Origin of the sequence: Rhodopseudomonas sp. G2_2311, assembly GCF_047501505.1 — a bacterium.
In the GTDB taxonomy this organism is placed as follows: domain Bacteria; phylum Pseudomonadota; class Alphaproteobacteria; order Rhizobiales; family Xanthobacteraceae; genus Rhodopseudomonas; species Rhodopseudomonas palustris_H.
The window spans coordinates 18,684-38,270 of sequence record NZ_JAZDRK010000032.1 but is presented as its reverse complement, the minus strand read 5'-3'; the positions used below and the strand labels follow the sequence as shown (position 1 = coordinate 38,270).

Annotated in this window: 18 protein-coding genes; 13 read left to right on the top strand and 5 right to left on the bottom strand. The window is 65.1% G+C overall.

Annotation, left to right across the window (positions count from 1 at the left end):
- The first annotated feature begins 320 nt into the window (after window positions 1–320).
- From VRZ08_RS24005 to VRZ08_RS23985, 5 genes are all read left to right on the top strand, one after another.
- Window positions 321–905, top strand: coding sequence for a hypothetical protein (locus tag VRZ08_RS24005; protein ID WP_107345999.1), 585 nt, complete (start codon window positions 321–323; stop codon window positions 903–905).
- 180 nt (window positions 906–1,085) lie between these two features.
- Window positions 1,086–3,419 carry a TonB-dependent siderophore receptor gene (locus tag VRZ08_RS24000; protein ID WP_414534137.1) on the top strand — a complete coding sequence of 778 codons (2,334 nt, stop codon included), beginning with the start codon at window positions 1,086–1,088 and terminating at the stop codon, window positions 3,417–3,419.
- Window positions 3,420–3,423: 4 nt separating this feature from the next.
- Window positions 3,424–4,569, top strand: coding sequence for a PepSY-associated TM helix domain-containing protein (locus tag VRZ08_RS23995; protein WP_414534136.1), 1,146 nt, complete (start codon window positions 3,424–3,426; stop codon window positions 4,567–4,569).
- A gap of 111 nt (window positions 4,570–4,680) precedes the next feature.
- Window positions 4,681–5,229, top strand: a complete 549-nt coding sequence (locus VRZ08_RS23990; protein WP_414534135.1) for a glucosyltransferase — start codon at window positions 4,681–4,683, stop codon at window positions 5,227–5,229.
- Window positions 5,230–5,272: 43 nt separating this feature from the next.
- Entirely contained in the window at window positions 5,273–5,824 is a 552-nt protein-coding gene (locus VRZ08_RS23985; RefSeq protein ID WP_414534134.1) for a methylated-DNA--[protein]-cysteine S-methyltransferase, read from the top strand.
- A gap of 11 nt (window positions 5,825–5,835) precedes the next feature.
- On the opposite strand, the gene VRZ08_RS23980 is transcribed toward VRZ08_RS23985, so the two are convergent.
- The 3 genes from VRZ08_RS23980 to VRZ08_RS23970 form a co-directional block, all read right to left on the bottom strand.
- Window positions 5,836–6,453, bottom strand: a complete 618-nt coding sequence (locus tag VRZ08_RS23980) for a glutathione S-transferase family protein (RefSeq protein WP_414534133.1) — start codon at window positions 6,451–6,453, stop codon at window positions 5,836–5,838.
- 170 nt (window positions 6,454–6,623) lie between these two features.
- Window positions 6,624–7,466 carry a fumarylacetoacetate hydrolase family protein gene (locus tag VRZ08_RS23975; protein ID WP_263989707.1) on the bottom strand — a complete coding sequence of 281 codons (843 nt, stop codon included), beginning with the start codon at window positions 7,464–7,466 and terminating at the stop codon, window positions 6,624–6,626.
- A 109-nt stretch (window positions 7,467–7,575) separates the two neighbouring features.
- Window positions 7,576–8,424: an MBL fold metallo-hydrolase gene (locus tag VRZ08_RS23970; RefSeq protein WP_414534132.1), complete on the bottom strand. Its 849-nt coding sequence runs from the start codon at window positions 8,422–8,424 to the stop codon at window positions 7,576–7,578.
- A 140-nt stretch (window positions 8,425–8,564) separates the two neighbouring features.
- Here VRZ08_RS23970 and VRZ08_RS23965 point away from each other — a divergent pair, with 140 nt between their 5' ends.
- From VRZ08_RS23965 to VRZ08_RS23950, 4 genes are all read left to right on the top strand, one after another.
- Complete coding sequence (locus tag VRZ08_RS23965) at window positions 8,565–8,978, top strand: DUF3775 domain-containing protein (RefSeq protein WP_107356944.1); 414 nt, start codon at window positions 8,565–8,567, stop codon at window positions 8,976–8,978.
- 146 nt (window positions 8,979–9,124) lie between these two features.
- Entirely contained in the window at window positions 9,125–9,790 is a 666-nt protein-coding gene (locus tag VRZ08_RS23960; protein WP_414534131.1) for a Crp/Fnr family transcriptional regulator, read from the top strand.
- Between the two features lie 144 nt (window positions 9,791–9,934).
- Window positions 9,935–10,543, top strand: a complete 609-nt coding sequence (locus VRZ08_RS23955) for a nuclear transport factor 2 family protein (protein WP_414534130.1) — start codon at window positions 9,935–9,937, stop codon at window positions 10,541–10,543.
- A 147-nt stretch (window positions 10,544–10,690) separates the two neighbouring features.
- Entirely contained in the window at window positions 10,691–12,229 is a 1,539-nt protein-coding gene (locus tag VRZ08_RS23950; protein WP_414534129.1) for a class I adenylate-forming enzyme family protein, read from the top strand.
- 150 nt (window positions 12,230–12,379) lie between these two features.
- Here the strand turns inward: VRZ08_RS23950 and VRZ08_RS23945 are convergent, their stop codons facing one another.
- Window positions 12,380–12,595, bottom strand: coding sequence for a SlyX family protein (locus tag VRZ08_RS23945; RefSeq protein ID WP_011159954.1), 216 nt, complete (start codon window positions 12,593–12,595; stop codon window positions 12,380–12,382).
- A gap of 248 nt (window positions 12,596–12,843) precedes the next feature.
- Here VRZ08_RS23945 and ggt point away from each other — a divergent pair, with 248 nt between their 5' ends.
- Window positions 12,844–14,430 (top strand): gamma-glutamyltransferase, encoded by a 1,587-nt coding sequence (gene ggt / locus VRZ08_RS23940; protein ID WP_107345989.1) that lies wholly within the window; start codon window positions 12,844–12,846, stop codon window positions 14,428–14,430.
- Window positions 14,431–14,547: 117 nt separating this feature from the next.
- Here ggt and VRZ08_RS23935 read toward each other — a convergent pair whose 3' ends face one another.
- A complete protein-coding gene (locus tag VRZ08_RS23935; protein WP_264074666.1) occupies window positions 14,548–14,763 on the bottom strand; it encodes a CsbD family protein in 216 nt (71 codons plus the stop codon).
- A 392-nt stretch (window positions 14,764–15,155) separates the two neighbouring features.
- On the opposite strand from VRZ08_RS23935, the gene VRZ08_RS23930 reads away from it, so the two are divergent.
- The 3 genes from VRZ08_RS23930 to VRZ08_RS23920 all read left to right on the top strand — a co-directional run bounded on the left by VRZ08_RS23930 (window position 15,156) and on the right by VRZ08_RS23920 (window position 19,584).
- Entirely contained in the window at window positions 15,156–17,777 is a 2,622-nt protein-coding gene (locus tag VRZ08_RS23930; RefSeq protein ID WP_414534128.1) for an ATP-binding protein, read from the top strand.
- 104 nt (window positions 17,778–17,881) lie between these two features.
- The gene (locus tag VRZ08_RS23925; RefSeq protein ID WP_414534127.1) at window positions 17,882–18,361 is read left to right on the top strand and encodes a VOC family protein; all 480 of its coding nucleotides are present in this window, start codon (window positions 17,882–17,884) and stop codon (window positions 18,359–18,361) included.
- A 116-nt stretch (window positions 18,362–18,477) separates the two neighbouring features.
- Window positions 18,478–19,584, top strand: a complete 1,107-nt coding sequence (locus tag VRZ08_RS23920) for an efflux RND transporter periplasmic adaptor subunit (RefSeq protein ID WP_414534126.1) — start codon at window positions 18,478–18,480, stop codon at window positions 19,582–19,584.
- Window positions 19,585–19,587 lie beyond the last annotated feature (3 nt).

Sequence of the window (19,587 nt, the reverse complement as noted above, 5' to 3'; positions counted from 1 at the left end):
GCGCCAATGGTACTCCGTCTCAAGACGCGGGAGAGTAGGTCGCCGCCAGGCCTGCAAAGCACAAGAGATCCTCAAAACACACGATGTCCAACCAAACAAAACGCCGCCTCCAAAAGAGGCGGCGTTTCCGCGTTCGGGCCCACAGATGCGACGATAGTTCGCTGTGCATTCCGCTGCATTTCGCGGCGGTTCATCTCGATCAGACTAGTCTCGCCCCCGTTCCGACTCGATCCGACGTCAGATTGATCGTGAACCGCGGCTGTTACGCCGCCGACCCACAAGGGTCGCCTGCGGGCCAGGTCCAATCGAGGAGACAGTTCATGCCTTTTGCCCTTCGTCCCGTCGTCGTCGCGCTTGGCGCCGGTGTCATCGCCGTCGCGCTGGCGTCGACGTCGATCACTCCCGTGTTTGCTCAGGCCAACAAAGCGGCGCCGTCTGCTCCGTCCGCGGCCGAGCCGGCGATGAAGGAGATCACGCTCACCGAGAAGCAGATCCAGGGCGTGCTTGCCGCCCACAAGGACGTCGACACGATTGCGGCCAAGCTGCCCGACGATCAGGACACCAAGCCTGATCCGAAGATTCTGGCGCAGCTCGATGATGCCGCGAAGAAGCACGGCTTTGCGTCCTACGACGAGTACAGCGACGTCGTCGAAGCGATCGGCATGGTGCTGGCCGGCATGGACCCGAAGACGAAGACCTATGTCGGTCCGGCGGCGGCGCTCAAGGACCAGATCGCAGCGGTCGAAGCCGACACCAAGATGAAGGCCGAAGACAAGAAGCAGGCGTTGGCCGACATGAACGACGCGCTGAAGAATCCCGGTCCGGCCGTCACCAACAAGACCAATATCGACCTCGTGACCAAAAACTACGACGCACTGTCGACCGCGCTCGAAGAAGACGACTAGCGATCGAGAACTCCGGTCGCTTCTGAAAACGCCGCCTTTCAACTGAGAGGCGGCGTTGCCGTATGACCTCGGCGTCACCGACGCGCCGTCGACCGTTAGACTGATTCCAAGCTCCCCCGCATTCTCTTGGTCAGGCGCTTCTGCTAGGCGGTCGCATCCGCTGCAGTGCAACAGAGTGCCATGCCAGACCGATCCGCCGCCCGCCGCCGAGCCCATCAGGCTCTCCTCACCACCTGCTGCGGTCTCGTTGTCCGTGTCTCTGTCGGCTCCGCGGTGTGCTTGACGGCGCTGGTCCCACAGACGGCTGACGCGCAGTCGCCGTCGCAGCAGCTGCCGAGTGTCACCGTCGAGGCGCCAAAAAATCGTGCGGTCGCGACGCGGTCTGCGCCGGCGCCACAGCGAAACACCCGTGCCCCCATCAGACGGCAAGCGCGCCGCGCCCCGGTCGCCGCACCGCCGAGCCCGTCCGAACGTGCTGCGGCTACGGCCGCTCAACTGAACGAAGCCAAGCTCGGCTACCGCGCGATGCCGAGCCCGACCACGCTGCGCAGCGGCGCGTCGCCGCTCGATAGCTCGCAGTCCGTCAACGTCGTGCCCGAGCAGGTGCTGAAGGATCAGCTGCCGCGCAATCTCGACGACGCGCTGGCCAATGTCAGCGGCGTCACCCAGACCAACACGCTGGCGGGGTCGTTCGACGCGGTGATCCGCCGCGGCTTCGGCGACAATCGCGACGGCTCGATCATGCGCAACGGCATGCCGCTGGTGCAGGGCCGCGCGCTCGGTGCCGACGTCGAAAGCGTCGAAGTGCTGAAAGGCCCGGCCTCGCTGCTGTACGGCATCCAGACCCCGGGCGGCATCGTCAACACCATCAGCAAGCGGCCCGAATTGTATCAGCACGGCTCGCTCACCGTGATCGGCTCGAGCTTCGGCGGCGGCAAGAATGGCAGCCAGGCGGTCGTCGACGTCACCGGCCCGATCGGCGATGGCGGCGTCGCCTATCGGTTCGTCGGCTCGGGCCTCGATGAAGACTACTGGCGCAATTTCGGCGCCAATCGCGAGATGCTGATCGCGCCGTCGCTGGCCTGGTATGGCGACCGCACCACGCTTCAGTTCGGCTACGAGCATCGCGAGTTCAGCTACCCGTTCGACCGCGGCACGTCGTTCGTGAATGGCGCGCCGCTGGCGATCCCGGCGACGCGACGGCTCGATGAGGCGTTCAACCGGACCTGGGGCAAGTCGGATCTGGTGCAGGGGTCGATCGAGCACCGGCTCGACGACAATTGGAAAGTCACCGCCGCCTACAGCTTCAACAGCGAGACCTACGACGCCAACCAGCTCCGCATCACCTCGGTCGATGCCCGCACCGGCGTCGAGCGCCGCAGCAATGACGGCACCAAGGGCGCGATGGCGTATGTCAGCTACGGCACGTCCTATCTGCAGGGCAGCGTCTGGCTGGGCGACTTCCGCAACGAGCTGTTGATCGGCGGCGACGCACAGCGCCGCGTGATCTACCGCCAGGATCTGATCCGGCAGGCGACGCCGAACTTCAACTTCTACAACCCCACCTATGGCCTGGTGCAGCCCGGCACCACGGTGTCGCCCTCCGACAGCAATCAGACCGACCAGCTCGAGACGCGTTCGCTGTTCCTGCAGGACACGCTGCATCTCACCAACTGGTTCGCGCTGGTCGGCGGCGTGCGCTGGATGGAATACGACCAGCTCGCCGGCCGCGGTCGGCCGTTCACCGCCAACACCAATCTCGACGGCAGCAAGGTGCTGCCGCTCGCTGGCGCCATCCTCAAGCTGAACGATCAGGTCTCGCTCTATGCCAGCTACACCCAGTCGCTGCAGCCGACCTCGAGCATTGCGCCGCTGACCGGCGGCTTCGTCATCGGCTCGAACATCGCGCCCGAAGAAGGCACGCAATACGAAGCCGGCCTGAAGTTCGACCTCAACAAGCGGCTGTCGGGCACGCTGGCGGTCTACGACATCGACAAGAAGAACGTGCTGGTCTCGCAGTTCAATGCCGCGACCGGCCTCAACGAATATCGCGCCGCCGGCAAGGTCCGCTCACGCGGCGTCGAGTTCGACGTCACCGGCCGGCTCGATGATCACTGGAGCGCGATCGCCAGCTATGGCTACACCGACGCGATCGTCACCGAGGATCCGGCGCTGGTCGGCAAGCGGCTGCAGAACGTCGCGATGAACACCGCGTCGCTGTTCCTGGTCTACGATTTCGGGACGGCGCTGCCCGGCCGGCTGCGCGTCGGCGGCGGCCCGCGTTATGTCGGCGATAGGCCCGGCGACAGCACCAATTCCTTCGTGCTGCCCGCCTACACCGTGGCCGACATCTTCGCCAGCTACGAGACCCGGACAGGTCCGTTCCCCATGACCTATCAGTTCAACGTCAAGAACGTGTTCGATACCGTGTACTATCCGTCGGCCGTCAACACGCTCAACGTCGCGGTCGGTGACGCTCGGCGGTTCTCGCTGGCCGCGACGGTCAAGTTCTAGTTCGATGCGGGCCCCGGCGCTCAAGGCCATCCTGCTGCAGTTCCATTCCGTTGCCGGATTGGTCCTTGCGGCGGTGCTGGTGGTGGTGGCGTTGACCGGCGCGGTGATGAGCTTCGAGGACGAGATCCGCGGCGCGTTGGATGCCGGCCGCGTCCAGCTCGCACCGCACGCTGCATCGAGGATGTCGTTGGACGCGCTGCTCGCGAAATTGCAGGCCGGCGGCGATCCGGTCGCGTCGATCACGATGCCGCGCAGCGCGACCTCAGCCGCCGAGGTTCGGTTCGCGCGCAAGCCGGATCACACTCGGCCCGCTCCGCTTTATATCGACCCCTACAGCGGCGACAGTCTCGGCCATCCGGCCGCCGACGCATTCTTTGCGACGGTCCGCAAGCTGCACCGCTGGCTGCTGCTGCCGGGCGACGGCAATGGTTACGGCCGGACTATCACCGGGATTGCCGCGCTCGGATTGCTGGCCATGCTGCTCACCGGGCTGGTGCTGCGATGGCCGCATCGTCCGGGCAGCATCAAGGTCTGGCTGAAACCGCACTGGCAGTTGCGCGGGCGCGGACTGCACAGGTCGCTGCACGCCGTGATCGGAACCTGGGTGTTGCTGCTCTATCTGACCATGACGCTGACCGGCCTGTGGTGGTCTTTCGACTGGTACAAGGCCGCCGCGACCTGGCTTCTGGCACGATCGCCGGTCACCGCACAGGGTCCAAACCGTCCTGCCGCTCCTGAGGCGCCGTCCGCAGCGGTTTCGCTGGATCGCGTCTGGGCGACCCTCGTGGCCGAGCGTGGCGACAGGTTTGAAGCGGCACGGCTGACGCTGCCGTCCGGACGCGACAGCACCGTGCGGGTCCGCGCCTGGCTGACCGATGCCCGAGACGGCGCGCACGACGAATTGCGGATCGACGGTCGGACCGGCCAAATCCTGTCCGCTGACCTCTATGCCGACAAGACGATCGGCGAAAAGGTATTGGCACGCGTGCTCGACATCCACCGCGGCAGCATTTTCGGCTGGCCCGGTCAATTGCTGTTCATGCTGGCGGCAGCGGCGATGCCCTTGTTCGGGGTGACCGGCGTTCTGCTGTATTTGTCGCGCCGGCGGCACAAGCGGATGCAGCGTGCTGCTCGAGGCAAAACCGGCTGACGCCGATGTCGGGGATCAGCCCCGCGGCCGAAATGTTGCGCCGCGCCGATCCGGCGCGCTATAAGCCCCCGGTCAAGTCACCCCGACCGGTCGCGAACCAACCGCCGCGTCATGAAAATCTTGCTGGCGGTCTTCCAACTCGAAAAGCAGAGCGGCAAAGAGCGCGATTGCATCGCTATCGCGCGCCATCTCGCCAGTCGCGGCCACGACGTCACCATCGTCACCACGATCCCGTCGCCCGAACCGCTCGACCGCATTTCCGTCGTTCAAGTGAAGGCGAGGGGGCTCACCAATCACCGTCGGGCGCGTAATTTCGCGCGCGCGGTCCGCGAGCACCGCCGTACGCATCAACCGGATGCGCTGCTGTCGTTCGAATTGGTCCCCGGCGCCGACTTTCATTACGTCGCCGACGATGCGGCGATCTTGCGTGACCGGCTGTGGGCCTGGCCACCGCGGCAGCGAATCCGGCTGGCGCTGGAGCGCGGCGTGTTCGCCGCGGCGTCCCGCACCGAGCTGTGGTTCCTGACTCAGGACCAGCACGACGCCTATCATATTGCCTATGATTTCGATCCGGCCCGCGCCCATGTGCTGCCGGCGGACCCGAAAAAACTGCTGGCGACGGTCGCCACCCGTCTGGAGCAGCACGTCCCGGCGGCTTGAAATCGGGTGGCCGGCCGGCCGCGGCGAGCGTAATCTCGGTGCCATGATGCCGATGAGCCAGCACAGCCATGCCCTATTCGACACAGCGATCGGCCGCTGCGGCATCGTTTGGGGCGCGCGCGGCATCGTTGCGGTGCAGTTGCCGCAGCCGACCGAAGCGCAGACCGAAGCCCGCATCACCCAGCGTCACCCCGACAGCGTCGAAGCTGCTCCGCCGGCCGACGTGCAGCGTGCGGTCGACGGCATCGTCGCTCTGCTGGAAGGGGCCGCGATCGATTTCGCCGATATTCAGCTCGATCTCGATGGCACCTCGGCGTTTCAGCGCCGGGTCTACGACATCGCTCGCGGCATTCCGGCCGGCAAAACGCTGACCTATGGCGATATCGCCAAGCAACTCGGCGGCGTCGAGCTGTCACGTGAGGTCGGGCAGGCGTTGGGGCGCAATCCGTGCCCGATCATCGTGCCATGCCACCGCGTACTCGCCGCCGGGGACAAGCCCGGCGGCTTCTCGGCCAATGGCGGCGTCACCACCAAGCTGAAGCTGCTGGCGATCGAGGGCGCCGCCGTCAACTACACGCCCAGCCTGTTCGACTGAGCGGCCGCGGCTCAGGCCGCCGGCGGTACCGACACCTTCACCGACTCGCGCTGCGACATCCGTTGGAAAAACGCATCGAGATTGGGGTAGGCCGCGCGCCAGCCGCAATCCGGAAAGCGGAAGTCGGCGTAGCCGAGCACGCAGGTGAGCGCGATCTGGGCGATCGTCAGCGGCCCGTTCAGCATCGTGGTGTCGCGATCGAACCGCGCCATGCCGGCCCAGGCCCGCGCCCAGTGATCGTCGTACCAGCCCTGCCAGAACAAGTCCTTCGGCCGCACCAGCTTTTCGTAGCGGCACAGCAGCATCGAATCCAGCATGCCCTGCAGCAGCGAGTGATCACTCTTCACCCGCCAGCGCTCCGGGCCCGACGCCGGGATCAGCTTGCCGCCGCCGGCGAGGCCGTCGAGATATTCGGCGATCACGTAGGAGTCGACGATCACCTCGCCAGTGTCGAGGATCAGCGCCGGCAGTTTCTTCAGCGGGTTGACCTCGCGCATATACGGCTCGTTGGCCTGCGCCGGGATCACGGTCGCCGGCACGAACTCGATTTGGTCGATCAGTCCGAGTTCGATCGCCGCGATCCGCACCTTGCGGGCGAACGGCGAGGCTTGGGAGAAAGTGAGTTTCATCAGATAAGGTCCTCAGGGACGAAGCGTTGTTTGCTTTCGCCGTCATTGCGAGGAGCACCCGGATCGGCGATCCGCGCCGTCCGGGTACAGGCTCCGCGACGAAGCAATCCAGCCTCGCGCGAATGGCTCTGGGTTGCTTCGCTTCGCTCGCAGTGACGGCGTGGATATCCTTACGCCGCCACGATGGTCTGTTTCTGCTCGCCGAGACCTTCGATGCCGAGGGTGACGACGTCGCCGACATTGAGGAATTGCGGCGGCTTCTTGCCCATGCCGACGCCGGGCGGCGTGCCTGTGGTGATGATGTCGCCGGGCATCAGCGTCATCAGCTCCGACAGATACGACACGATCTTCGGTACGTTGAAGATCATGGTCGTGGTCGAGCCGGTCTGGCAGCGCTTGCCGTTGACGTCGAGCCACATCCCCAGCTTGTGGACGTCGGCGATCTCGTCCTTGGTGACGACCCAGGGGCCGAGCGGGCCGAACGTGTCGTGCGACTTGCCCTTGGTCCATTGCCCGACGCGCTCGATCTGGAAGTGACGCTCCGAGACGTCGTTGCACACCGCGTAGCCGGCGACGTAGTTCAGCGCATCGGCCTCGGTGACATATTTGGCACGGGTGCCGATGATCACCGCGAGCTCGACTTCCCAGTCCAGCTTGGTCGAGCCGCGCGGCTTCTCGACATCGTCGTTCGGCCCGCACAGCGAATTGTTGGCCTTCATGAACACGATCGGCTCGGCCGGGATCGGCATGTTGGCTTCGGCGGCGTGGTCGGCGTAGTTCAAGCCGATCGCGATGAATTTCGGTGCTCCGCCGACCGGCGAGCCGAGCCGCGGATGGCCGGGCACGGCGGGCAGTCCGGCGACATCGAGCGCAGCGAGTTTGGCAAGGCCTGCGGGCGAAAACGCGTCGCCTGCAAGGTCGGCGATCTGCCCGGACAGATCGCGTAGTTGGCCGTCTTTATCGATCAGTCCGGGCTTCTCGTGGCCGATAGCACCATAACGAACAAGCTTCATCCCGCGTATCCTCCGCAGTTTTGCAGGCTGCCTAAGTGATGGATCAGTAGTGAGTTGAATTCAATACATGGCCGCGCCGGCACGCTATGCGCAGCGCCGCCATGCTTTGTCATGACGGCGCCACGAGACGGAAAGCGTCGCCGTCGCGGATGATCCGGCCGGGACCGAAATGCCCGCCGAACAGCAGCATCGGCGTATCGGCGAAGCGCGAGAACAAGCGTCGCCGCGTTTCGATCGATTGCAGCCCGTCGGAATCGAAGCTCGACGACCAGTCCAGCCGCACCATCTGGCAAGGATGATGAGCGACGTCGCCCGACAGCACCGCCTCTTCGCCGTCGGAGCGGATGTGCAGGGCGATGTGGCCGGGGCTGTGGCCCGGTGTGGGGATCAATGTGATCTCATCGGCGATCTGGGCATCACTGCCGACCAGATCGACGACGCCGGCATCGATCACCGGCTCAACCGAGTCGGCGAACACCGCGGCGTGGGCGGCGTCGGTCGAATGCGTCTTCCAGTACTCGTATTCGATGCGGCCGAACAGATAGCGTGCGTTGGGGAAGGTCGGCACCCACTGGCCGTCGACCAGCCTGGTGTTCCAGCCGACGTGATCGACGTGCAGATGGGTGCAGATCACCGTGTCGATGCTGTCCGCCGGATAGCCGGCTTTGGCCAGATCCTGCAGGTACGGCTTGTCCAGCCCGTTCCAGTGCGGCACGCCGCGGCCCTGCTTGTCGTTGCCGATGCAGGTATCGACCAGGATCCGGCGGCTCGGCGTTTCCACCACCCAGCTGTGCACCGACATCGTCAGCCGGCCTTCGGGGCTGGCGAACTGCGGTATCAGCCACGGCATGGCCTGGATTTCCTGGGGAGTGGCTTGCGGCAGGATGAACCGGGTGCCTCCGGTCAACTCCATCTCGACGATTTTTGTGATTTTGACCTTGCCGATGGTCCAGACCATCCCACGTTTCTCCCGGGCTTTTCGTATTTTGCCCAAACATGCGGGTTTTGCGCTTGAGGCGCAATGGATCATCTCGCGCTGCAGTGCGTTAGTTCGCGCGCGCCGGAGAACGAAACCCGCGCCACGACGGAGGAAGGACGATGCCGGAGCTCGCGATTTCGACCGACAAGGTCGCGTTTCTGATCGAGAAGGCGCGTGAATTCGACGTCAAGGAAGGCGACGCCGATGCCGATTCCGGATCGAACGGCGCCGACGACAACATGGTGGACGTGCTCGAAGACACCGGGGAAGACCCGGTTGTTCAAGAGATCGCCGGATTCATCAGCGCGATGACCGAGGAAGAGCAGATCGACTTGGTGGCGCTGATGCGGCTCGGCCGCGGCGACGGCAGCATCGAGGAGTGGGACGATCTCCGCCGGGAAGCCGCCGAGGGGCGCAACGGACGCACCGCGCGCTATCTGCTCGGCGAGCCGCTGCTCGGTGATTATCTCGCCGAAGGGCTGGATCAGTTCGGGCTGTCCTGGAACGACGAGCGCACCACGCCTGTGGTTTGAGCGCGACGCGGCGCCTACTCGGGTGCTGCGTTTCCCGTAGCATTCCGAGGGACGCCGATTTACCAGCGATTTCAGCGCTATGCGGTCTAATCTACCGGGCCCTTTGATCGGCACGAACGAATGCCGGTTGACCCGTGGAGGCGACCATGAAGCCGGAGGCTGGTTTCGATCCCCGCGACCTGCTGCGTAAGCTCGGTCAGGGTCACTCGATCGCGAAATTCGCCAAGAACCAGACGATTTACGCGCAGGGCGACAGCGCCGATAGCGTGTACTTGCTGCTGCAGGGGCGGATCAAAGTCGTCGTGCTGTCGGTGCAGGGCAAGGAAGCGGCGACCGGCATGGTGGCGCCGGGGCAGTTCTTCGGTGACGGCTGTCTGGTCGGCGAAGTCAGCCGCAGCACAACCACGATTGCGATGCAGGACTGTGTGGTCGCGGCGATCGCCAGTGCGCGGCTGATCGAGACGTTGCGGGCGCAGCCGGATTTCGCCGAACTGTTCGTGCGGCATCTGCTGCTGCGCAATCGCCGCATCGAAGAGGATCTGCTCGATCAGCTCCTCAACTGCAGCGAGAAACGGCTGGCCCGGCTGCTGCTGCGCCTCGCCGAGTTCGAAGAGGGCGGCGAGCCGCAGCCGATCGCGCCGCACATCAGCCAGGAGACGCTGGCGGAGATGATCGGCACCACGCGGTCGCGCGTCAGCTACTTCATGAACAAGTTCCGAAAACTGGGCCTGATCAGTTACGACCGCACCATCGAGGTCCACCCGGGCCGGCTCAGCGCCGTGCTGCACGATCGGGCCGAGGCCCGCGGCTAGCCGCGCAGCTGCATTTCGTCGGGGCCGCGGTCAAGCCACTTGCGCTGCCTCGCCTCGCAAAACCGCCATCCACTTTTGCCGGATACGCGCGGCTGTGCCGCCAGTATAGTGCGCCCCGCGCGCAAGACGCAGGGTGGAAACGGCATGGACGACGAGGAGCGGCACGATCGGCTCGCGATCCGCGAACTGATCGAGAACTGGGTGGTGTGGCGGGACGCCGGCGACTGGGAGCGTTTCCGCACGGTCTGGTTCGACGACGGCCGGATGATGGCGACCTGGACGCAGGGGACCGCCGACGAATTCATCGCGATGAGCAAGGCCGGCTGGTCCAAGGGCGTATCGATCCTGCATTTCCTCGGCGGACAGTCGATCGACCTCGCCGGCAGCCGCGCGATCTCGCAGACCAAGATGACGATCTCACAGCGCGCCAGCGTGCATGACGTCGTGGTCGATGTGGTCTGCACCGGCCGGTTCTATGATTTCCTCGAAAAGCGAGACGGCCGTTGGGGCCTGGTGTTGCGCCAGCCGATCTACGAGAAGGATCGCATCGACCCGGTCGATCCGGCCGCGAAGCTGGCGCTCGATCCCGCGCTGCTGGCGCAATTTCCGGAAGGCTATCGCCATCTCGCTTACTTGCAGAGCGGCCTCGGCTACCCGATCAAGCGCGACATGCCGGGCCTGAAAGGCGAGACCGTCGAACGGCTGTACGCCAGCGGCGCGAAGTGGTTGAAAGGCGAGGCGCTGGATCGCTGACGCGAGCTGACTTCTCTCGGCGTCATTGCGTGCGAAGCCAAGCAATCAAGAGTGCCGGACACGGACTTCTGGATTGCTTCGTCGGTTCGCTTCCCGCAATGACGGAGCACTTGTCGAACTGGATAACCAAGAAACGTGGAGACCGAAATGCCCGACTTCATCACACTTACTGCCCTGGTTCGCGGCACCGCGCAGGCGCGCCCGGACCGGATCGCGGTGATCGACGGGGAACGGCAATTGCGCTACGCGGAATTTGATGCGCTAATCGATCGCATCGCCGCGACCTTGCAGCGCGACGGCTTGAAGCCGACCGACACCATCTCGATCTGCGCGCTGTCCTCGATCGAATATGCCGCGACCTTCCTCGGCGCTTTGCGTGCCGGCATCGCGGTCGCGCCGCTGGCGCCGTCGTCGACCGCCAAGGACTTCTCCGCGATGGTGCGGGACTCCGGCGCCAAGATTCTTTTCACCGACGATTTCGCCGCCAATGCGATGAAGGACGCCGAGATCGATGCCGCGGTGAAGCGCGTGGCGTTCGACGACGGCACCAGCGGCGAAGCGTTTACGCGCTGGCTGGCGCCGGAAGGTAGCAAGCCCGCGCCGGTGACGATCGATCCTGAGTGGGTGTTCAACATCATCTACTCGTCCGGCACGACCGGCACGCCGAAGGGCATCGTCCACAGCCATCAGATGCGCTGGGCGCAATACGGCAAGCTCGATCCGATCGGTTACGGCCCCGACGCGGTGACGCTGCTGTCGACGCCGCTCTATTCGAACACGACGCTGGTCTGCTTCAATCCGACGCTCGCCGGCGGCGGCACCGTGGTGCTGATGAAGAAGTTCGATGCCCGCGGTTTCCTGGAGCTCGCGCAGAAGTATCGCGTCACTCATGCGATGCTGGTGCCGGTGCAGTATCGCCGGATCATGGCGCTGCCGGAGTTCGGCGAGTACGATCTGTCGTCCTTCCAGATGAAGTTCTGCACCTCCGCGCCGTTTGCGCCGGAATTGAAGGCCGACATCCTCAAGCGTTGGCCTGGCGGTCTGACCGAGTACTACGGCATGACCGAGGGCGGCGGCTCATGCACGCTGCTCGCCCACGAATTCCCGAACAAGCTGCACACCGTCGGCCAGCCGCGGCCCGGTCATGAAATCCGGATGATCGACGAGGACGGCAACTTCCTGCCCAATGGTGAAGTCGGCGAAATCGTCGGCCGCTCCGACACCATCATGAAGGGCTACCTCAATCAGCCACAGAAGACTGCCGAAGTGTTCTGGACCGACAAGGACGGCAATCTGTGGGTGCGCAGCGGCGACGTCGGCCGGTTCGATGACGACGGCTTCATCACCCTGATGGACCGCAAGAAGGACATGATCATCTCCGGCGGCTTCAACATCTATCCGAGCGATATCGAAGCCGTGGTCGCCAAACATCCTGACGTGCTCGAAGTCGCGGTCGTCGGCATGCCGTCGGAAGAATGGGGCGAGACCCCGGTTGCGTTCGTGGCGTCACGGCCTGGCCGCAGCATCGACCCGGCTGAGCTGAAGACCTGGACCAACGGCCAGGTCGGCAAGACCCAGCGCCTCGCCGAGGTGGTGCTGGTCGAGTCGCTGCCGCGTAGCGCGATCGGAAAAGTGCTGAAGCGCGAACTCCGCGACCAGCGCCTCGGTATGAAGGCTGCGTCGTAATCACAACCTGACGGTCATTCCGGGGCGCCGCGTAGCGGCGAACCCGGAATCCCGAGATTGTTGCGACGATGAGATTCCGGGTTCGCGCTTCGCGCGCCCCGGAATGACGAGGGGAGGGGCTTGCGCTTGAGCGCGGCGAGCCCTCCTCCCTCAATAATGCGGCGGGCGCTCATTGGCCGGAGCGCCGGCGCTGCTCTCGGCCTGGTCGAGGCGTTCGCTCAGTGCGGCGAGCTGCCGGGTCAGCGCGTCGATCTGCTTCCACTGCGCGGTGACGGTCTGGTTCAGCGCCTCGATCGTCTCGTCCTGATAGGCCAGGCGGACTTCCAGCGCCTCGACGCGGTCGTTCAGATCGTTCTCGCCGGCCATCGCCCGCTCCATCTCGGCTCGTCTGCCCGCTCATGGCCGGCAAGACGCAGGTTGTCGCCGGCCCGGATGCGGAAGCGCGGCATTGCACGGGCGGGTTTAACAGCGCGTGCGCCGGCAGGAAACCAGCCTTTTCAGCCAGATCACGGTCGCCCGGCTCCGGTCGCGGCGAGGATTGCTCGGCGGCCGTGGAATATGCCAACTAGGCCGGCGCCGGAGCGCGGCGTAACCAACCCAACGAGCTTGTGCCTATGAGGAATTTCCATCTCGCCGGCCGGTCCACCGTCCACGCCCGCAACGGCATGGTCGCGACCTCGCACCCGCAGGCGGCGCTGGCCGCGATTGAAATCCTGAAAGCTGGCGGCACTGCTGCCGACGCTGCGATCGCCGCCTCGGCGCTGCTGGCGGTGATCGAGCCGCAATCCACCGGCATCGGCGGCGACTGCTTTGCCCTGGTGCAGCCGAAGGGCACCGGCAAGATCACGGCGTATAACGGCTCGGGCCGGGCGCCCGCGGCCGCCAAGGCCGAGTGGTTTCTGGAAAAGGGCATCGACGCGATCCCGCTGACCAGCCCGCATTCGGTGACGGTCCCGGGTGCGATCGACGCCTGGGCGACGATCCTGCGCGATCACGGCCGGTTCGGGCTCGACAAAGTGCTGCAGCCGGCGATCAAAGCCGCGGCGGAAGGCTACGTGGTGGCGCCGCGCATCGCGTTCGACTGGGCCAACGGTTTCGCCAAGCTGAAGAAGGGCGCCAACACCGAGCGCTATCTGCTGCCGCACGGCGAAGCCGCCAAGACCGGCGACGTCATTACTCAGCCGGAGCTGGCCAACACGCTGAAGCTAATCGCCGACAAGGGCCCAGACGGTTTCTATAAGGGCCCGGTTGCCGAGGACATGGTCGAGACGCTGCGCGGGCTCGGCGGTCTGCATACGCTGGAAGACTTCGCCGAACACTGCACCGAAACGACGTCGCCGATCGGCACCATCTACAAAGGCCTCGACGTCTGGCAGTGCCCGCCGAACGGCCCGGGCATTACCATGCTGGTGATGCTGAACATCCTCAGCCGGTTCGATCTCACAAAATTCGGCCCGCTCAGCGTCGAGCGCTTCCATCTGGAAGCCGAGGCGACCCGCATCGCCTACATGATCCGCGAACAGCACATCGGCGACCCGCAGCATGTCGATGTCGACGTGCTGCGTATTCTGGCGAAGGAATTCGCCGAGGAGCATTACAGCCAGATCGCGCTCGACAAGCTGCTCGATCTGCCTGTGGTGTCGCCGCCGATGAATCCGTCGACCGTGTACATCACCGTGGTCGACGAGGAGCGTAACGTCTGCTCGTTCATCAATTCGATCGCGCATTCGTTCGGCTCGGCGATCGTGTCGAACAAGACAGGCGTGCTGCTGCAAAACCGCGGCGCCGGCTTCCGCATTCAGCCCGGTCATCCGAACTGCATCGCGCCGAAGAAGCGCCCGCTGCACACCATCATTCCGGCGCTCGCGACCGAAAACGGCCGGGCCCGGATGTCGTGGGGCGTGATGGGCGGTCAGTATCAGCCGGTCGGTCAGGTTCACGTGCTGACCAACGTGCTCGACTACGGGCTCGATATGCAGGAAGCGATCGATCTGCCGCGTGGCCTGCACTACGAGGACATATATCAGCTCGAGGATGGTGTGCCGGCGGCGACCGTCGAGGGCCTCAAGGCGCTCGGTCACAAGGTCGTGCCGATCGGCACGCCGCACGGCGGCGGCCAAGGCATCTGGATCGATTGGGATAAGGGCACGCTGACCGGCGGCTCCGACCCGCGCAAGGACGGCTGCGCGCTCGGCTACTGATCGCCGGCTCCCCACCGGCTTGTTCAAAATTGCTCTAGCCCAAACATGCGAAGACCGGCCCGAAGGCCGGTCTTGCACCTGCTGATCGCCGCCCTAGCGGCGGTCAACGCGCAGACATCACAGATTCTTGTGCGCGGTGCCGGCGACCTTATCGGCCGCATTCTTGACCGCGTCCTTGGCGTTGCCGAGCGCCTGCTGGCCATGGCCCTTGGCTTCCTGGATCACGCCTTCGCCTTGCAGCTTGTCCGACCCGGTGGCTTCGCCGATGCCCTGCTTGGCCTTGCCGGCGAGCTCGTTGGCCTGACCCTTGATCTTGTCCATCGTGCTACCCATCAAAATGTCTCCTTTGCTGTGTGAGCTTCGCGGGGACAACAGACAGGTCCCTCGGATGTTCCCGGGGGCGATCGGTTGCAGTGCCGAATGACTGCAAGCTGTTGACGTAATTGATAGTTACTAAATTACCAGTCGTTAGTCCGCTTGGCGGATTATTAACCGAGGCGGCCGTTGCGGCCGAGGTTCGGTGGTCGAGTTAACGGTCGTGAAGCCCACCCGCCGCATGGTCGATCGCCTATCACCTGACCGGCGGGCGACCATGGAATGGCTGTCTCCGGCGCTGTCGTACGAAAGGAAGACTTGATCCTCTCGGGCGGCTAAACTGTGCATGCGGGGCCGCGCATGACACGGCGACGAACTTGATCTGAGGACGGCCGAGAGAGCGTTTCGAGATGTCCGGCCTGTGGCAATCGATGACAACGGCCTGGATGTCCCGAACCGATCGGTCGGCCCTGCTCGACTTCTGGCTCGGCGGCCGCGGCGCCGGTACGCTGGTCTCGCAACCCGATATCGACGAGCACGAAATGCGGCGGATCCGCGCCGCGCAGATCAATAGCGTCACCCGGCTGACGCCGGTGACGATGAGTATCAACGTCGCCAACGCTGCGCTGATCCTGTTCACCTTCTGGGACAATGATGCCCGCCCGCAATTGCTGGCGTGGATGGCGATGGTCATGTTCGCGTCGGGGGCGGCGGTGCAGTCGTGGCTGCGCATGCGGTTCGAGCCGCGGCTTGAAGCCTCTGCGCGTGCGATCCGCCGTATGACGCTGCACGCGTTGTTGCTCGGACTGATCTGGGGCGCGATGCCCGTGATGGTGTTCGTGACGGCCGATCCAGGCGATCAGCTGATCGTCGCCTGCGTGGCTGCCGGCATGATCTCCGGCGGCGCGTTTACGCTATCGACGGTCCCACGCGCAGGCCTCGCTTATACTTGGGCGCTCGCAGCAGGATCGGCGCTATCGCTGGCGATGAGCGATGGTATGGCTTACCGCATAACCGCGGCCTTCCTGGTGCTGTATGCGGTGTTCATGTCGCGCAACCTGATCTCGCACGGCGAGATGTTCTTCGACAATTTGCGGGCGAAGTTCGAACTCGAACGGCAGACCGAAATCATCTCGCTGCTGCTGAAGGATTTCCAGGCCAACGCCAGCGACTGGCTGTGGCAGACCGATGCCCATGGCCGGCTGGTGCACGTGCCGGAGCGCTTCGTCGAGGTTGCCAAGCTGCCGCCGTCGCTGCTGATCGGGGCGCCGCTGGCGGATGTGATCGGCATGTTGTGCCCCGAGGACGGCCGCTGCGCGATGGGCGTCGCTGCGAAGATGGCGCAGCGGGAGGCGATGAACGATCTTGTGGTGCATGTGGTGATCGGCGGCACGCCGCGGCTGTGGTCGCTCACCGCCAAGCCGATGCTCGATGCGGCCGGCGAGTTCGCCGGCTATCGCGGCGTCGGCCGTGACGTCACCGAGCGCTGGCGTGCCGAGCAGGCCGAAGCCGAGAACCGCGCCAAGTCGAGCTTTCTGGCGATGATGAGCCACGAGATCAGGACGCCGATGAACGGTGTGCTGGGTCTCGCCAATTCGCTGCTCGAAACCAAGCTCGATCCCGAGCAGCAACAGGCCGTCACCACGATCCGCGATTCCGGCGACGACCTGCTGCGCATCCTCAACGACATCCTCGATCTCTCGAAGCTCGAAGCCGGTCGGCTGGAGTTCGAGCAGGCCGATTTCTCGCCGGCCACCCTGGTCGAGTCGGTCCGCGCGATCATCGAGCCGGAAGTCCGCGGGAAGGGCATCGAGCTGAAGGTCGATATCGATCCGCGGCTGCCGCCGTCGCTGAACGGCGACGCCGCGCGCATCCGTCAGGTGCTGCTCAACCTTGCGGCCAATGCGGTGAAGTTCACCGAGCAAGGCTCGATTGCGATCGTGCTGACCTGCGTGAAGCGCAACGACAGCCACGCCACCGTCGAGTGGCAGGTAACCGATACCGGCATTGGCATTTCGCCAGATCGCGTCGGCAGCCTGTTCACCGACTTCGCGCAGGCCGACGTCTCGATTAATCGCCGGTTCGGTGGCACCGGCCTCGGGCTGGCGATTAGCCGGCGGATCGTCGAACAGATGGGCGGCGATATCGCGGTAACCTCGCGCGAAGGCGAGGGTTCGACCTTCCGCTTCAGCCTGGATCTGCCGTGGAGCAATGCGTGGATTGCCGATCACCGGCTCGACCGGCTCGGTAGCGATGATCTTCGCACCCGGATCGCGATGCTGGGACGCCCGCTGCGCGTCCTGATCGCCGAAGACGACGCCACCAACCAGATGGTGGTGATGAAGATGCTCCAGGAATTCGCCGCCGAAATCACCGTGGTTTCCGACGGCACCGACGCGGTGACGGCGGCAGGCGAGGGCGAGTTCGACGTCGTGCTGATGGACGTGCGGATGCCCAATATGGACGGCCTCGCCGCCACCCGCGCGATCCGCGGCAAAGGCGGCGCGCTCGCCAAGCTGCCGATCATCGCGCTCACCGCGAACGCCTTCCCGGACGACGTCAAAGTCTGCCGCGACGCCGGCATGAACGACTTCCTGTCCAAGCCGCTGCGCAAGCCGGCGCTGGTCGCGGCCGTGCTGCGGGCGCTGCGCGGCGCGTCGACGCCGGTGACGATGCCGTCGCCGCCGATGCAGGTCGATATGGACACGCTCGCCGAACTCACCGCCGAGATCGGCCAGGACCAGGTGAGCGAGATGGTGGCGCTGTTCTTCGCCGAAACCGAGCGGCGAATCGCGCTGTTCCGGCGCTTCGCCGAACAGATGGACCGCCACACAATCGAGGTCGAAGCGCATTCGCTCAAGGGTGGGGCCCGCACGCTGGGCTTCCACCCGATCGCCGATATCGCGCGTTCGATCGAGCGCGATGCGAAGACGATCTCGCCGGAAGGGCTCGATCTGCTCACCGGTCAGCTCAACAAGGCGCTGATCGAACTGCGCCGGCAATGCGAAGGCAGCCTGAAGCTGGCGAGCTGACGGTCGATCGTCATTGCTTTTGAAAATTCGCGTCGGCTGTCGGCCGGCCGCGCGTTCGATCGTCCTCGGCACAATGCCAATGCGTTGTGCGGGAGGATGCGCGAATGTCGAAGATCGTTCCTTGTCTGTGGTTTGCCGGCGAAGCCGAACAGGCAGCCCAGTTCTACGTGTCGCTGCTGCCGGACTCGCGGATCGACAACGTCCAGCGCAGCGTCGTCGACACCCCGGGCGGGCCCGAAGGCTCGGTGCTGGTGGTCGAGTTCACGGTCGCCGGGCAGCCGTTCATGGCGCTCAATGGCGGCACCCCGCTGCCGTTCAATCACGCGGTGTCGTTCAAGATCGATTGCGTCGATCAGGCCGAAGTCGATCGGCTGTGGGATGCGTTGCTGGCGGATGGCGGCGAGCCGGTGGCGTGCGGCTGGCTGCGCGACCGCTACGGCCTGTCCTGGCAGATCGTCCCGGCCGATGCGCTCAAGCTGTTCGCGGGCCCGAACCGGGAAGGTGCCAAGCGTGCCATGCAGGCGATGATGCAAATGGTGAAGCTCGACGTCGGCACCCTCCAGCGAGCGTATGAGGGCGTGTAGGGGCCGTGAGCCAGGAGACAGGATCGGCTTCCATCACGGACTCATGATTTCTGACGATTATTGACAATCGTCAGAAATCAATCGACAGTTCCCGTCACCGCAAGGGGAGGCTGCCGATGCGTGCGATTTCTGTTTTCGATGGGTTTTTCAGGCTGCTGGCAGGTACCCTGCTGGCGATCGCGGTGCTCGGCCTGGCCGGCTGCGACGGCAAGGACGCCAAACAAGAGCTCTCCAAACGTCCAGTCCTGGTCACGGCGGTGCATTACGCCCCGCAGGCACCGGAGCGCAGCTTCGTCGGCACGATCAAGCCGCGCACCGAGACCGACGTCGGTTTCCGGGTCACCGGCAAAGTGGCCAAGCGTCTCGTCGAGGTCGGCGACACCGTGGAAGTCGGCCAGAAGCTGGCGCTGCTCGATCAGACCGATCTGAAGCTGCAGGCCGAGCAGGCCGAGGCCGAACACAGCGCCGCCAAGGGCGTGCTGGCGCAGGCGATCGCGTCTGAAAACCGCGCCAAGGAGCTGCGCGCCAAGGGCTGGGCGACCGAAGCCCAGATGGATCAGGCGCGCGCCACCGCGGACGAAGCCCGGGCCCGCTTCGCCCGCGCCGAGCGCTCGGTCGAGCTGACCCGCAACTCGCTATCCTACGCGACGCTCGAAGCCGACAGCCACGGCGTCGTCGCAGCCGCGCTGGTCGAACCCGGGCAGGTGGTGGCGGCCGGTCAGGCCGCGTTCCGGCTCGCCCGGATCGGCGAGAAGGAAGCCGTGGTGGCGATCCCCGAAACGCTGATCACGCGCGCCACCAAGGGGCTGGCCGATGTCACGCTGTGGTCCGAGCCCGGCCGGCACTACGTCGCCAAGCTGCGCGAGGTGGCGCCGCTCGCCGATCCCGCGACCCGCACATTCCTGGCCAAGTTCTCGCTGCCGGACGCCGACGACCGCGTCGTGCTCGGGATGACCGCGACGCTGACGCTGACCGATCCCGACAAGGTCCGCGTCGCCCGGGTGCCGCTGTCGGCGCTGTTCAATCAGGGCGGCCAGCCGTCGCTTTACGTTGTCGACGGCGGCGGCGAGGTGAAGTTGAAGCGGGTCGCCGTGAAGGCATACGAGACCGAAGACGTGGTGATCGCCGAGGGGGTCGACGAAGGCGATCAGATCGTCACGCTCGGCGTGCAGAAACTCGATCCGGCCGAAAAAGTGCGGGTGGTGTCGGCTCTGACGTTCTGATCT